This window comes from Deinococcus marmoris DSM 12784, from assembly GCF_000701405.1.
In the GTDB taxonomy this organism is placed as follows: Bacteria; Deinococcota; Deinococci; order Deinococcales; family Deinococcaceae; genus Deinococcus; species Deinococcus marmoris.
The window spans coordinates 1-14,949 of the sequence record NZ_JNIV01000055.1 but is presented as its reverse complement, the minus strand read 5'-3'; the positions used below and the strand labels follow the sequence as shown (position 1 = coordinate 14,949).

Sequence of the window (14,949 nt, the reverse complement as noted above, 5' to 3'; positions counted from 1 at the left end):
TCAGTTGCCTCCCAGGGCAGAAAGAACCGAACGAACGGCGGGTTGCATCAGGTTCAGGGCCGGGGCGCTGTACACGCCGAAGAAGATGGCGACGGCCAGCGGCAGCCCCAGGATCAGCCATTCGGTATGCACGAGGTCACGCACCACTACCCCGCCCAGCGGACGGGCCTGCCAGAAGGTGGTCTGGAAGGCGGTCAGGGCATAGGCGGCGGCGGCGATGGTGGTAATCCCTGCCACGAAGGCCAGCCACGGCGACACCTGATACGCGCCCAGCAGCACCGAGAACTCCCCGATAAACCCGGCGAATCCCGGCACGGCGATGGAGGCGAACCACAGGGCCATCGTCAGGCCGCCCAGCGCCCCGGCAGAAGTCATCAGGCCGCCCACGCGGGTGTCCAGGCTGCCGATGCGCTCCTGCACCATACCCACGCTCAGGAACAGCGCCCCGGTGTACAGGTTCTGGAAGGCCAGCAGGTACATCGCGCCGATCACTGCCGTTTCGTTCAGGGAGAACACGCCCAGCGCCACGAAACCCATGTGCGACAGGCCCGCGTAGGCCATCAGGCGCTTCCAGTCCTTCTGCCCGAAGGCCACCCACGCGGAGTAAAGCGCCGTGAAGGCGGCCAGTCCCATCAGGATCGGGCGCAGCTCCAGCGAGGCGTCGGGAAACAGCGGAATGGCGAAGGTGAACAGGCCGTAACCACCCACCTTGTACAGCGTGCCCATCACATCGGGAATGCCGCTGTCGTGGTTCTGCTCATGAAAGTCGGGCAGCCACGCGTGCAGCGGCCACAGCGGCAGCTTGACCGCCATCGCCGTCAGGAAGCCCAGGTACAGCCACGTCTGCGCCGGACCCGTCACCAGATGCTGCTTGAGGTCCACCAGCGCGAACGTCGGGCTGCCGCCCAGGTAGCGCACGCCGATGATGCTCACCAGCATCAGCAGGCTGCCGAACAGCGTGTAGGCCGCGAACTTGACCAGCGCCCGCATCCGGTGCGCCTTGCCGTAGATCGCCAGCATCAGGAGGGAAGGCAGCAGAGCATCTTCAAAGAAGACGTAGAACAGAATCAGGTCCCGCGCGGCGAAGATGCCCAGCAGCCCGGTTTCCATCGCCAGAATCAGGGCCAGCATGGTGCCGGGGTTGGGAATGCGCCGCGCCGCGTACAGCACCGCGATGAACGACATGAAGGCCGTGACCATTGCCAGCGCCAGACTGACGCCCGACAGTTCCACGCTGTAGGTGATGCCCAGCGCCGGAATCCAGTTCAGGCTCAGCAGCCCGGAGCCGCCCGCATACCAGATCATCAATCCGAGGCCCAGAGTGACGGCGGCGATGAACCCGGCCATCTCGTCGCGCCAGCGGTTGGGGGTGACAAAGATCAGCAGGCTGCCCAGCAGCGGCAAAAAAATCATGATGGTGGGAAGCCATTGGGGGTCAAACATGGGGGGCCTCCGGGGTGAGTGGGGAGAGAGACAGGCCGGAGCAAGAGATCAATGGACAGCCTTTGGTCAGGACGAGAGGCGAGGTGAAGCTCACGCCCCGCTCCCCACCATCTTCAGCGCCCAGTAGCCGATAATCCCCGCCGTTCCCAGCAACATGCTGACCGCGTAGGCCCGCACGAAACCGCTCTGCCACATCGTGAACAGCGCGCCCGGGGCCGCCGCGTTGCGGGAAATGCTGCCGATCAGGCCGTCGGTGCCCCGGTCCACGGTATCCAGAGAGGCGGCAATCGCCCTGCTGGGTGCGGCCACCAGACCGTCGTAGACGTTGTCCAGGTACAGGGCGCTGGAGCTGAACTGTCCCAGCGGCCCGTTGTCCAGTTTCCTGGCGCGGTGCTGGGCGTAGGCCCACAGCAGGCCCGCCGCCCCGGCGGCCACGGCCAGCACGGTCAGCAGCCACTCGGTAGAAACGGCGATCTCATGGGCTTCCTGCGGAATGGCCCGGCCCAGGTAACTGTCAAAGGCATGTCCGCCGCCCAGGAAGGTGGGGATATTCAGGAAGCCGATTAAAGTTGCGCCCGCCGCCAGAACGCCCAGTGGAATCTTGGTGATCGTATCGGCCTCGTGCGGGTGGGCGATACCAGTGGCCTCGGCCCCCCGGTACTCGCCGCGCCACACCAGGAAGTACCAGCGGCCCATGTAGAAGGCGGTCAGCAGCGCCACCAGCAGGCCGATGCCGTACAGCACGGGCTGGCTTTCAAAAGCGGCGGCCAGAATCGCGTCTTTGGAAAAGAAGCCGCTCCAGATGGGAATACCGCTGATGGCGAGGACACCGATAGCTGAAACGATGTGCGTGAACGGCATGAACTTCCGCATTCCGCCCATATGTCGCACGTCCTGCTGATCGTGCAGAGCGTGAATCACCGCGCCCGCCGCCAGGAACAGCAGCGCCTTGAAGAACGCGTGGCTGAGCAGGTGGAACACCCCTGCCGAGTACGCGCCCAGCCCCACGGCCAGGAACATGTAGCCCAGTTGAGAGACGGTGGAGAAGGCCAGAACCTTCTTGATGTCGTGCTGGTTGAGGGCCGCCAGTGCGCCGTACAGCGCGGTCAGGCCGCCCACCCAGGCCACCCACAGCGCGGCGTTGGGGGCCAGTTCGTACAGGAAGTGGCTGCGGGTGATCAGGTACACGCCCGCCGTGACCATCGTGGCCGCGTGAATCAGCGCGGAGACTGGGGTGGGGCCAGCCATCGCGTCGGGCAGCCAGGTGGTCAGCGGCAATTGACCGCTCTTGCCGATTGCGCCCACCAGCAGGAACAGGCAGGCCAGTTCAACGGCGGCAGTGGCGACGCTCACGCCCTCCACCCGCTCGGCCAGTTCGGGAATGCTCAGGGTGCCGTACAACTTGTACAGCAGAAACATGGCCAGCATGAACCCCAGATCCCCGATGCGGTTCATGATGAACGCCTTGCGGGCGGCGTTGGAGTTGTTGACACCCTCGCGCTCGCCCGCTGCACGCAGGTCTTTATCGGAAGATTCGCTGCCGCGCCCGGAAAACCAGAAGCCGATCAGCAGGTAAGAGGCCATGCCCACGCCCTCCCAGCCCACGAACATCAGCGGGTAGGAATCAGCCAGCACCAGAATCAGCATCATGGCGACGAAGAAATTCAGGAAGGCGAAGAAGCGCGTGAATTTGGCGTCGTGCGACATGTAGCTGATGGAATACAGGTGGATCAGGAAGCCGATGCCCGTGATGATCAGGGCCATCAGCGCGCTCAGTTGATCCAGGTAAAAGCCGATGCTCAGGTTTGCGTTCAGCGCCATGTTGGGCAGCCACGTCCACAGGGTTTCCTGCGCGGGCGTCTCGCCCTGGCCCAGATAACGCAGCACGGCGACGACGAAGGCCGCACCGATCATGCCCGTCGCCAGCCAGCCTCCCGTCTTACCAGGGAAAAATCGCGGAAAGACCATCAGCAGGGCGAAGCCGATTAAGGGCAGCAGAGGCAGAAGATAGAGGACAGGTAACACGCTCGCCACTCAGCCTTTCATCGCCGCGAGATCGTCCACGTTGGTGGTCTCGCGCTTGCGGAAGATGGCGACGATGATGGCTAGACCGATGGCCACCTCGGCGGCGGCCAGGGTCATCACGATAAACACGGCGGTCTGCCCGGTCAGGTCCCCCCAGGAGCGGGCAAAGGCCACCAGCGCGATGTTGGCGGCGTTCAGCATCAGCTCCACACTCAGAAAAACCATGATGGCGGTGCGGCGCGTGAGGACGCCAATCATGCCCATCGCAAAAAGAAGGCCCGACAGGGCAATGTAATAACTGGTTGGAACCATCAGGCGCGCACCTCCCCTTCGTCGTTGCTGTGTTGCAGACTCTGCTGCTGAAAGGCGGGCTGATGGCCGCCCCTGGAAATGGCCGAACCCACGGGCGGGGCCAGCAACTCGGCCTCGCTGTCCGGCACATCGTCCGGCTGTGGCACAGGCCGCTGCACCAGCGCCACCGCGCCCACGATGGCGACGAGCAGCAGAATGCTGACCGCCTCAAAGGGGAGCAGGAAGCGGGTCAGCAGGGTTTCGCCCACCACCGACGCCGAGCCTCCGCCCAGCGCCGTCGTCGCCTCGGCCAACGGGCGCGGGTCCTTGTACGACACGGCCAGGATCACGAAGGAACCGGCCAGCACCACGCCGCCCAGCCCGGCCAGTTCGCGCACGAAGGGAATCGGATCGCGCCCGGTGATCGGCGCGTTGGCGTTCAGCAGCATGATCACGAACAGGAACAGCACCATGATCGCCCCGGCGTACACGATCACCTGTGTGGCCGCCAGAAACGAAGCGTTCAGGGTAGCAAACAGCCCGGCCACGCTGATCAGCGTCCCGACGAGTCCCAGCGCCGCATGGACCGCGTTCTTCGCCGCGATGGTGATGACGCCGCCGACGAGGGTGAGCGCGCCGAGAAGGATGAAGGCGATCATCATTGGGGGCCGCCTTCAGTGGGTCTGAAAGTCTGAAGGTCTAAAGGTCTAAAGGCAGGTGATTGAGCGTTCAGACATTCAGACATTTTGACGTTTTGACATTTGCACCAGCAACTCACTTGTACTCCACCCCCTCCAGTTCCGCGCGCGGCGGGCCGTCAAGCTGGAAGCCCAGACGAACGGGCTTGCCACTTTTTGCGGCCTCGCGGCGCTGGGGGATTGATCCGGTCACGCCCACCAGCATGTCTTCCTTGGCATACACGAAGTCGCCGTAGCGGTAATCGGCCATTTCAAATTCATTGCCCATGACCACCGCGCCCGTGGGGCAGGCTTCCTCGCACATGCCGCAGAAGATGCAGCGCAACATATTGATCTCGTAGACCTTGGCGTAGCGTTCGCCGGGGCTGTGGGGGGACGCCGGATCGTTCTCGGCGGCCTCCACGTAGATGGCGTAGGCCGGGCAGGCGGCGGCGCACAGCGAGCAGCCGATGCACTTTTCCAGGCCCGTGCCAGGGTGCCGGGTCAGGATGTGCCGCCCCCGGAAACGCGGTTGCAGGGTGGCCCGCTCTTCCGGGTAACTGACGGTCACGGGCTTCTGGAACAGCTTGCCCAGTGTCAGGCCCATGCCCTTGGCAATGTCAAGAACGCCCATGTGTGGCTCCTTTGCGGGGGTGTGGGATGTGGGGTGTGGGATGTGGGAAGGGCAAAAGTCTAAGGGTCAAAGGGTCTAAGGGTCTGAGGCTTTTAGCTCCTCCCCCCCTGCGGGGGACTGGTACAGCTCCGCAGGAGAGGCCGGGAGGGGGGAACCGCAAGCAAGATGGAGCGCCACTTAGCGAGAAATTACCATCCATATCAATCGCCGCCCACGGGACGCGTCGCCTTTGCAGGCACTTTCGGCGCGGCGGGCGCACTCCACAGCCCCCGCACGCGGTCACTCAGCAGCAGCAGGCCCACCAGTCCAGCAAGACTGAGCAGCCCCATGAGCCACAGGCCCAGACCAGCAGGTTTCAGGAAGGCCAGATAGAAGGCCACCAGCATGGTGTTGGCCAGCGCCAGCGGCAGAATCAGCTTCCAGCCCAGGCGCATCAACTGGTCATAGCGGAAACGCGGCAGGGTGGCGCGCACCCAGATGAACAGGAACAGGAAAAACCCGATCTTGACCACCAGCCAGATGATCGGCCAGCCACTGATGCCGGGAATCAGCCCTTCCAGAAACACCGGCCCCCGGTAGCCGCCAAAAAACAGCGTTGCCATCAGTGCGGAGGCAGTCATCATGTTGACGTACTCGGCCATCTGGAACAGCGCCCACTTGATCGCGCTGTACTCGGTCAGGTAGCCCGCCACGATTTCCTGCTCGGCTTCCGGCAGGTCGAAGGGCGTGCGGTTGACTTCGGCAAACGAGCTGATCAGAAACAGGGCGAAGGCGAAGACCTGAAACAGGATCGTCCAGCCCTCGAACCTCTGCCACTCCACGATCACGCGGAAGTTGGTGCTGCCGATCAGCATCAGCGTGCCCAGCACGCTCAGGCCCATGCCCAGCTCGTAGCTGATCATCTGGGCGCTACTTCTCAGGGCACCCAGCATCGGGTACTTGCTGCCCGACGCCCAGCCGCCCAGGAAGATGCCGTAGACGCCCATAGAAGTCAGTGCCAGCAGCGCAAGCAGCCCGGCGTCCAGGTTGTAAACCCAGGGGTCAGCGCCGAACAGGCTGCCAGCCGGACCAGCCGGAATGCCCCCGAAGGCGGTCAGGGCCATGCCAATCGCCAGAATCGGCGCGAGGGTATACACCAGCTTGTCGGCCAGCGTCACGGTCAGGTCTTCTTTGAAGATGCTCTTGATGGCGTCGGCCAGGGGTTGCAGCAGGCCCATCGGCCCCACGCGGTTGGGTCCCCAGCGAATCTGCATCCGGGCCAGCAGGCGGCGCTCCACTAGGGTCATGTAGGCGAAGGCGGTCAGCAGGCCCAGGGCCACCAGCACGGCCTTAAGCAGGGTAATCAGGGCGGCAATCAGCCAATCGGGCATCAGTCATCCCCTCCCACGGGGGCCGCGCCCAGCATGGGGAGCGGCTGGAGGTTGGCGGGAATCAGGGTCTGGATGGAGGGCTGCATCCGCTCCGTCCACAGCTTCGGAATGTGAACCTGCTCGGTGGGGGCGACGTGGGAGGTGCGGAAGGGATGGACGACGCCGCGTTCCGGCAACTCACCCAGCTTGATGCCCAGCTTCTGCGCCGCCAGTTCCCGCGCTCCCTTCAGGCCGCGCACGGGGGCACGCAGGCCCAGCGCCTCAGAAACGGCGGTCAGGGTGCGGATCAGATCGGCAGCCTCGCCCGCGCTCAGGGCGGCCTGTTCCAGTTCCAGCAGGCGGCCTTCCAGGTTGACGGTGGTGCCGCGCTTCTCGTAATTGGTCACGGCGGGCAGCACCACGTCCGCCAGCCGCGCGGTGGCGGTCAGGTGCGAGTCGTGAACGATGGTCAGCCCACGCGCCCGCACGCCGGGGTCAAGGCGGCTGATAAAGGCGGCGGGGGCCTCGGCCACGCGGGCAAACGGCAGGCCACCTTCACGCGGAACCAGATTCAGCGCGGCCAGGCCCTTGCTGTTGGCCCCAGCGGGAATCGCCAGCACCTTCGCACCCGTCCGCGTCGCTAGATCGCTCAGTTGAGCCGCGAACGAGCCGGAAGCGCCATTCAGCACGTCCGCGCCCAGCACGATAATGGCTTTCTCAGAGTCGGTGAGGAGCTTCAGCGCGGCCTGCAATTCGGCGGTGTCCGGGCGGCTCAGGCGTTCCAGCGCGTTGTGTCCGTTGGAGGAAGCCCGGATTCCCGCGTGTGCCCACAGCCGCGACTCCTTCCCAATAACGGCCAGCTTTTCCGGCTTGCGGGCCGGGCGTTCCACCAGCCGTAGGTCGGCAATGGCCGTGCCGTGCGCGTATTCGGGCGGAAGGATGCCGCCGCGCAGCATTTCCAGAATGCGGAGTTCCAGAATCGGGGCTTCCTCGCCCAGATCAGCGCCGATGACCACCACAGCGTCGGCAGTCGCCACATCGCTCAGGGTGGCCGCGCCATTGGGCATGGCGTCCAGCGAGACCTCGTAGCGGGGCCAGTGGTCCACATGCACGCTGCCCACGGCATCGGCCAACGCTTCAAGGGCCACGCCCTCTTCCAGCGTGCTGTCGGCGTTCAGGTACAGGGCCAGATCGGCGACGCTGTGGCGGGCCATGCCATGTCTAATAGCGGCAATCGCCACATCCCAGCTCACTTCCTGCAACTCGCCGTCCACGCGCACCAGCGGCACGGTCAGCCGCCGCTCGGAGGCGAAGGCGTGACCGAAACGGCCCGCGTCGCAGATCCACGCCTCGTTGACCTCGCGGTTCTCGCGGGCCACGATGCGCTCCAGACGGCCATTGCGGGCGTCCACGGTAATGCTGCATCCCACCGAGCAGAGGGTACAGGTGGTGGGCGTGTGGTCATACTCCCAGTTGCGGCCTCGGAAGCGGGCCACGTTGTCCAGCAGCGCCCCCACCGGGCAGATGTCGGTGATGTTGCCCTGAAAGCCAGTGGGCAGCCCGCCTTCCTCGGTGTCAATAAAGGTATGTCCGCCGCGTTCAATGAAGTCCAGCACTTCCTGGCCCGGCACTTCTTCAAAGTAACGCACGCAACGTTTGCAATGAATACAGCGTTCCTGATCCAGAATCACGAAATCGGACAGTGGATAGTGCTTGTCGGCGTGACGGCGGTCAAAGCCGAAGCGGGATGCGCCGTAGCCGTATTCAAAGGCGCGGTCCTGCAACTCACACGCGCCACCCTTGTCGCAGGTGGGGCAGTCCAGCGGGTGGTTCAGCAGGGTGAATTCCATCATCCCCGCCTGCGCCTTGGCCACCACCTCGCTGCTGCGGGCGGTCTTGATGTGCATGCCCTCGGTGGCCTGCATGGTGCACGACGCCATCGGCTTGGGGAACCAGAAGATCTTGGGCTGACCCGTCGCGTCGTCCAGCACGAACGAGCCGTCTTTTTCCTTGCGCGGCGAGCCTGTTTCTACCAGGCACATGCGGCACGCGCCCACCGGCGAGAGGTACTTGTGGGCGCAGAAATACGGCACGTCCCCGCCCGCCTCAAACACCGCGTCAATGGCGGACGTTCCGGCGGCGAGTTCAATTTCCACGCCGTCTACTTGGACTTTCATTTCTGTACCTCAGAGGGGGGAAAGTTGATGGAAGAAGGTTGATGGTTGATGGAAACAACCCCGTCCTCTGACATGTTTCCGTACATCAACCATTGACTATTAACTATCAACCTGCTCATGCTTCTTTCCAGCGATTCCGCGCCGGATAAGTCGGCGTCTGAAACTGAGCCAGCGAGTCGTATTCCTCCCTAAACAGCGCAATGCTGCTCAGCACCGGCCCCAGGCAGGCGTCGGCCAGCGCGCAGAAGCTACGGCCCCCGATGTTCTCGGACATGTCCAGGATCAGTTGCACGTCGCCAGGCTGGCCGTGGCCGCGCACCAGTTTCTCGTACATGCGGGTCATCCAACTTGAAATGCCCTCGCGGCACGGCGTGCATTTGCCGCAGGACTCATGGCCGTAAAAGCGCACCATGTTCCAGGTGGCGTTCACGATGCAGTCGGCCTTGGGAATCACGGTGACGCCCCCCGTGCCGAGCATGGAGCCAGCCCCAGCGATGCTCTCATAATCCATCGGCGTGTCCAGCGTCTTGTCGTCCCAGCGCAGCATCGGGCAACTGGAGCCGCCGGGAATGATGGCCTTCATTTCTTCCAGCGGGCCGCCCGCCCAGTCGTAAATCAGCTCGCGGAAGGTGGTGCCCAGCGGCAACTCGTACACGCCGGGCCGCGCCACCGGGCCGGACACCTGAAACAGCTTCATGCCCTTGCTCTTCTCGGTGCCCATTTCCGCGTGCCATTCCGCGCCGAACTTCAGAATCTGGGTGGCGGCGCAAAACGTCTCTACGTTGTTGATGGTGGTGGGCAGCCCATACAGACCAGCGGCGGCGGGAAATGGCGGCTTCAGGCGGGGGTTGGCCCGCAGCCCTTCCAGGCTGTTCATCAGCGCCGTTTCCTCGCCGCAGATGTACGCCCCGGCTCCCCGGTGCAAGTGGAGCTGGAAGTCAAAACCGCTGTTCAGAATGTTCTTGCCCAGCAGCCCGGCGTCGCGCGCTTCCTCAATGGCAGCATTGATGCGCTCGGCGGCGTGAACGTACTCACCCCGGATGTAGATGTAGCCGACGCTGGCCCGCATCGCGTAGGCGGCGATGACCATGCCCTCAATGAGCTGATGCGGGTCTTCGGAGAGCAGATAGCGGTCCTTGAAGCTGCCCGGCTCCGACTCGTCCGCGTTGCAGATGATGTAGTGCGGTTTACCGTCGTTCAGCGGCATGAAGGACCACTTAAGGCCGGTGGCAAAGCCCGCGCCGCCGCGTCCGCGCAGGCCGGACTTCTTGACCTCGTCAATCACGGCGTCCGCGCCCATGCCGAACGCCCGTTTGACGGCCTCGTAGCCACCGTGGCGGCGGTAATAGCCCAGCGTCCAGCTTTCCGGCTGCCCCACATGGGCATACAGCGTGGGCGCAAAACGCGGGTCCTTGCCGCTGGTGATCGGCTTGGGAGGATTTGGAGCAACGGCGGTCATGCTTCACCTCCTGGGAAAATGGGTGGGAGCTGGCCCAGACCCGTGATGCTGGCCCCGACGACTTCACCATTTGCCAGTGTCTGCCGTCCCTCGGCGTTGACTGTCACGGGCACCGGGTTGTCGGGCAGCGGCTGAAGATCGGCGCGCAGAGAGTCCAGAATGCGGGCGCATTTGCCCGGCGTCACTCTCTCGTAGTAGCCGTCATCATTGATCTGCATTAGCGGCGCGGTGCCGCACGAGCCGAGGCATTCCACCTTTTGCAAGCTGAAACGGCCATCGGGGCTGACCTCCCCTGGCTGCACATCCAACGTTTCCACCAGATGGTCCCACAGCTCGTCGGACCCGGCCAGCGAACACATCACCGTGCTGCACACCTGAAGATGGTACTTGCCGGTGGGCAGCGTGTGGTACGTGGAATAAAAGCTCATGACGCTGCGAACCTCGGTGGCGGTGGTGCCGCACAGGGCCGCGATCTCATCCAGACGCGTCCCATTCACGAAGCCCTCAGCGTCTTGCACTTCGCGGATCAGGGGCATCAGCGCGCTGCGGCGGCCCTGCGGCGAATCGGGATAGCGGCTGAAAATATCGGCCACGAGGGGTTGTTTATCGGCAAAGTAACTCAAGTCTTACTCCTTACTCGATATCAGCGTAGAGGAAATTACCTTCGTAGTCGAAGTTCCCATTGATCTCGAAATGCTCGAAAAGCGGACTCTTGTAACCAAGAAGAAAAAACATTTCGGTGAAGGGGGGGGGAAATCGTCAACGAAAATGACTAGATTGAGAACCATAGAATCATGGAGTTCACGGAATTTTGGAGTAGATATGCCAGCAAACTCGAACCAGCCATCGTCCTTAGCCAAGCCCTGAGCGGTTTTCATTCTAAATTCCGCATCATCTATTCTGACTTGTCTGAAAAATTCAGAAGCTCTCGCGGCCTTCTCTTCGGAAAAGTTCTGGCTCCGAACACAGAAGGACACGACACGGTTCCCTAGTGTCTCCCAACTTCGCCACGACACACCCGACTGCTCATCAAGGCGCTCAAACTCTTTGAACAACGGATGCAGGATGGCCTCACTACTCATCACCGATCCACGTCCCCAAGCACGGGGTCAATGGTGGCGAGAATGGTGATCAGATCGGCGAACTGTGCGCCCACGCAGGCGTATTCCAGCGCTTGCAGATTGACGAAACTGGGGGCGCGAATCTTGACGCGGTACGGCATGCTGCCGCCGTCACTGACGATGTAATACCCCACCTCGCCGCGCGCCGATTCGGTAGGCACGTAGACCTCACCGATAGGCGGGTGAAAGCCTTCCGTCACCAGTTTGAAGTGGTGAATCACGGCTTCCATGCTGGTTTCCAGCTCCTGGCGGGGCGGCAGAGAAATCTTGCGGTTGGGGTCCTTGACCGGGCCGGGCCGCAAGCGCTCCAGCGCCTGCCGGATGATCTTGATGCTCTCGCCAAACTCCCACAGGCGCATGTTGAAACGGGCAAGGCTATCGCCGTCCTGACTGGTCACGACGTTGAAATCGTAGGTCTCGTAGCCGCAGTATGGGTTGTCCTTGCGGTTGTCCAGCGGCACGCCGGAAGCGCGCAGGTTTGGCCCGGTCAGGCCCAGATCAAGGGCCACATCGGGCGGAATGATGCCCACCCCACGCGCCCGGTCCTGAAAGATCGGATTGTTGGCAAACAGGGTGGTGTATTCCTTGACGCCTGCCTCCATCTGGACCAGAAAGCGCGAGACCATCGCAGGCCAGCCGTCGGGAATGTCCTGTGACAGGCCGCCCACGCGGAAGTAGCCCTGGTTCATGCGGTAGCCGCAGACCGCTTCAAACAGATCCTGAAGGGACTCTTTTTCGCGGAAGGCGTAGAAGAACGGCGTCAGCGCCCCCAGGTCCAGCAGGCCCGTGCCCACGAACACCAGATGGCTGTGGATGCGCCCCAGCTCGTGCAGGATCACGCGGACGGTGGTGGCGCGCTCGGGTACCTCGGCCTGAAGCAGTTTTTCCACGCTCAGCACGTATGAAAGCTCGTGACTGAAGCTGTGCAGGTAATCGGTGCGCGGCGCGTAGGTCACGCCCTGCTGGTAGGTGCGGTTTTCAAAGGTCTTCTCAAAACCCGTGTGCAGGTAACCCATGTGCGGCGTGACCTTGACCACGTATTCGCCGTCCATGTCCACCACCAGGCGCAACACGCCGTGCGTGCTGGGATGCTGCGGCCCCACGTTCAGCGACATCATCTCGGTATGCAGCAGCGCCCCGGTGCGTCCGTTCAGCCGCTCGTCGATGGTGGATTCCTGATGATCAGGTTCCATCTGACGGCGCGGCAGGGTGCCGGAATCGGGGTCACGGCGCAAGTCACGCAGCGTCTCGCGTTCCTTGACGGCGGCGCGGTCCTTGTCTTTAAGGGTCATGCAAAACCTCCTTGACGGCAGCAAGAGGCAGAAAGCAGGATCTTAAGCATCACTTTGGTCCCCCCTCCGGCATCACGGGCGGCAGACGGTCTTCCCCGCGTCCGCGCCGCAGTTCGCCCCGGTAGCCCGTCAGGCCCGACTGCTGCCCAGTGACGCCCGCGCGGAAGGCAGCGGGGTCCAGAAAACGCCCGTCGCGAAACAGCGTGGGGGTCTCGCCCAGCGGAAAGTCTTTGCGGAGGGGATGGCCTTCCAGATCGTCCGGCGTCAGCACCTTGCGCATATCGGGATGCCCGATGAAGTCAACGCCCATCAGGTCATAGACCTCACGCTCCAGATAATTGGCGGCCTTCCAGACCGGGTACAGACTGTCCAGTGTCTCACCGTCATCCAGCCACACCCGCAGGAACAGGCGGCGGTGGTCATAGGGGTGATAGATGTTGTGCAGCACAGCAAAACGCTTGGGCCGGGGCTGCGTGTAGGTCAGGTAATCCAGGCCCACGGTGTCCATCAGCATGAAGCCGCGTTCCTTGAGGGCCTGGGCCACCTCGCGCAGCCGTTCGGATGGGACGAGGGCGGTGGGTTCGGCAGTGTCGTCCTCGGTCAGACCGAGTTCGGCGATCAGTCCGGTCACGTCGCGCGGGTCTGCGGGCGGCGCGGGCGCGGGTGGAGGTGTCCGGCCCACTGCCGCACCGCTGGCCGTGACTTCCACAGGTGGGGCGGGCGTGGGAGTGACCGTGATGGTAGGCGGATCGGTGCGGATGACGGTCTGGGGAGGCGCGGTCTGGGCCTGCGACTGGGAAGACTGCATTCCTCCACCGCGCCCGGTCAGGCGCTCGGCCTCCGGGGTAGTTTTCTTGTCGTCCCCGCCGCCCGTCACCGGGTCCACGCGTCCACCATCGGCAACTGGTGGCCCAACTGGTCAAAAGCCTCGCCGCGCACCTTTTTCTGGAGCTGCATCACGGCGTAGATCAGGGCCTCGGGGCGCGGCGGGCAGCCCGGCACGAAGATATCCACCGGAACCACGCTGTCCACGTTCTGCACGATGGCGTAGTTGTTGAACATGCCGCCACTGCTGGCGCACGCGCCCATGCTGATCACCCATTTGGGATCGGGCATCTGGTCATACACGCGGCGCATGATCGGGGCCATCTTCTTGCTCAGGCGTCCGGCGACGATCATCACGTCGGCCTGCCGGGGGCTGGCGCGGAAGACCTCGGAGCCGAAGCGGGCCATGTCGTTGCGCCCGTTGGTGCTGCTCATCATTTCAATGGCGCAGCACGCCAGCCCGAATGTGGCGGGCCACAGGCTATTGCTGCGGCCCCAGGCCACCAGTTTTTCCAGGCTGGAAAACAGAATGCCTTCGGATTCCAGCTCCTGCCAGTCGCGGTCAATCAGTTCTTTCAGGGGCATGGCTGTACCTCCGGTACGTGTTGACGGTGAATGGATGATGGTTGATGGAAAAATCGTGGTTGACCTTCAACCATCAACCTTCTTCCATCAACATCCCTCACGCCCATTCCAGCACCCGCTTTTTCAGCACGTACACGTAACCCACCAGCAGCAGCAGCACGAAGGTCAGGGCTTCAAAAAAGGCGAAGGGAACCAGCTTCTGATAGGCCACCGCCAGCGGGTAGAAGAAGGCGGTTTCAATGTCGAAGACGATGAACAGCATCGCCACCAGATAGAAATGCACCGGGAAACGCTGGCTGGTGCCGACGCCGCCCTCGGGATCGTTGCCCGATTCGTAGGGCATCAGCTTGGCGCGGCTGCTCTTTTTCGGCCCCAGGATGGCGCTGACGATCACGGCCAGGACGCCAATGCCCACAGCCACCAGCAACATGATGACAAAGTTGAGGTATTCGATAACGATGCTCCTTTTCCACCTGGCTCCCTGTTTCCGTGTGCTTCGTGCCGTCTGTCCGTCCAAAACAGCTCGTGAAAAACGGCACGAATAGCATCAAAAAAAGAGAGGTGGATGAATGAAACTTTGGGTTATGTTACCCCCTTGTTTTACCACGTTTACGCTTACCGGGCGCAGTTCTTGACCATCCCAGTCTCAGCGGCTGTCCCCAAATGGAGCGGTCCAGAGCCTGTCAGGGCCTGAGACGATGCCCCCACTGTTGCGGACTGGGGTTGCGAACCGGGCCAGGGCAGCCCAGGCAGGAGGAAGAAGCCGTCAGGCCCTCATCAATGGTTCGGACAGTTTTGACCACCCTCAAGCCGCTTTGACCCCCAAATCCAGCGGCCTGGACGGATGTTTTCCTAATTCGGCAAATCGTGCCTGGAGACCTAGATTGCTCAGTATTCGCCACGCAAAGAGCCGGTTGAAGGCCCGCCGCTTGATGTCTTCGTAGGAAAACACCAGTGAAGTGGCCGGGCGACCCTGGAGGCCAGCGGCCTCCAGCAGCACTTCTGCCCGTCCCAGACTGAGCGCGAAGAACGCAGTATTCCAATGGTTCTCCAGAGCCTGCGTCTGACGAA

General features: G+C 63.0%; 13 protein-coding genes and 1 pseudogene. All 14 read right to left on the bottom strand.

Going from position 1 to position 14,949, the window contains the following annotated elements; genetic code table 11:
- Positions 1-1,443, bottom strand: coding sequence for an NADH-quinone oxidoreductase subunit M (locus tag Q319_RS0113695; RefSeq protein WP_029483050.1), 1,443 nt, complete (start codon positions 1,441-1,443; stop codon positions 1-3).
- 90 nt (positions 1,444-1,533) lie between these two features.
- The gene (gene nuoL / locus Q319_RS0113690) at positions 1,534-3,468 is read right to left on the bottom strand and encodes an NADH-quinone oxidoreductase subunit L (RefSeq protein WP_029483049.1); all 1,935 of its coding nucleotides are present in this window, start codon (positions 3,466-3,468) and stop codon (positions 1,534-1,536) included.
- A 9-nt stretch (positions 3,469-3,477) separates the two neighbouring features.
- Positions 3,478-3,780, bottom strand: a complete 303-nt coding sequence (nuoK, locus tag Q319_RS0113685) for an NADH-quinone oxidoreductase subunit NuoK (protein WP_029483048.1) — start codon at positions 3,778-3,780, stop codon at positions 3,478-3,480.
- Entirely contained in the window at positions 3,780-4,421 is a 642-nt protein-coding gene (locus tag Q319_RS0113680; RefSeq protein WP_081846043.1) for an NADH-quinone oxidoreductase subunit J family protein, read from the bottom strand. Before Q319_RS0113680 ends, nuoK begins: the two co-directional genes overlap by 1 nt.
- A gap of 112 nt (positions 4,422-4,533) precedes the next feature.
- Positions 4,534-5,070 (bottom strand): NADH-quinone oxidoreductase subunit NuoI, encoded by a 537-nt coding sequence (gene nuoI / locus Q319_RS0113675; protein WP_029483046.1) that lies wholly within the window; start codon positions 5,068-5,070, stop codon positions 4,534-4,536.
- A 200-nt stretch (positions 5,071-5,270) separates the two neighbouring features.
- Positions 5,271-6,440 (bottom strand): NADH-quinone oxidoreductase subunit NuoH, encoded by a 1,170-nt coding sequence (nuoH, locus tag Q319_RS0113670; RefSeq protein WP_029483045.1) that lies wholly within the window; start codon positions 6,438-6,440, stop codon positions 5,271-5,273.
- On the bottom strand, positions 6,440-8,596 hold the full coding sequence (gene nuoG, locus Q319_RS0113665; RefSeq protein ID WP_029483044.1) for an NADH-quinone oxidoreductase subunit NuoG: 2,157 nt from the start codon (positions 8,594-8,596) through the stop codon (positions 6,440-6,442). The genes nuoH and nuoG overlap by 1 nt, the downstream gene beginning before the upstream one ends.
- Before the next feature lie 115 nt (positions 8,597-8,711).
- Positions 8,712-10,055, bottom strand: coding sequence for an NADH-quinone oxidoreductase subunit NuoF (nuoF, locus tag Q319_RS0113660; protein ID WP_029483043.1), 1,344 nt, complete (start codon positions 10,053-10,055; stop codon positions 8,712-8,714).
- The gene (nuoE, locus tag Q319_RS0113655; RefSeq protein ID WP_029483042.1) at positions 10,052-10,678 is read right to left on the bottom strand and encodes an NADH-quinone oxidoreductase subunit NuoE; all 627 of its coding nucleotides are present in this window, start codon (positions 10,676-10,678) and stop codon (positions 10,052-10,054) included. The genes nuoF and nuoE overlap by 4 nt, the downstream gene beginning before the upstream one ends.
- A 458-nt stretch (positions 10,679-11,136) precedes the next feature.
- Positions 11,137-12,369 carry an NADH dehydrogenase (quinone) subunit D gene (gene nuoD, locus Q319_RS0113645; RefSeq protein WP_051655388.1) on the bottom strand — a complete coding sequence of 411 codons (1,233 nt, stop codon included), beginning with the start codon at positions 12,367-12,369 and terminating at the stop codon, positions 11,137-11,139.
- A 148-nt stretch (positions 12,370-12,517) separates the two neighbouring features.
- Positions 12,518-13,099: an NADH-quinone oxidoreductase subunit C gene (locus tag Q319_RS28705; RefSeq protein WP_281173837.1), complete on the bottom strand. Its 582-nt coding sequence runs from the start codon at positions 13,097-13,099 to the stop codon at positions 12,518-12,520.
- Between the two features lie 242 nt (positions 13,100-13,341).
- Positions 13,342-13,878 (bottom strand): NuoB/complex I 20 kDa subunit family protein, encoded by a 537-nt coding sequence (locus Q319_RS0113635; protein WP_029474828.1) that lies wholly within the window; start codon positions 13,876-13,878, stop codon positions 13,342-13,344.
- Positions 13,879-13,975: 97 nt separating this feature from the next.
- Positions 13,976-14,308, bottom strand: coding sequence for an NADH-quinone oxidoreductase subunit A (locus tag Q319_RS0113630; RefSeq protein WP_029483038.1), 333 nt, complete (start codon positions 14,306-14,308; stop codon positions 13,976-13,978).
- A gap of 375 nt (positions 14,309-14,683) precedes the next feature.
- Positions 14,684-14,949: pseudogene (locus tag Q319_RS28295) on the bottom strand (IS4 family transposase); the annotation flags it as partial.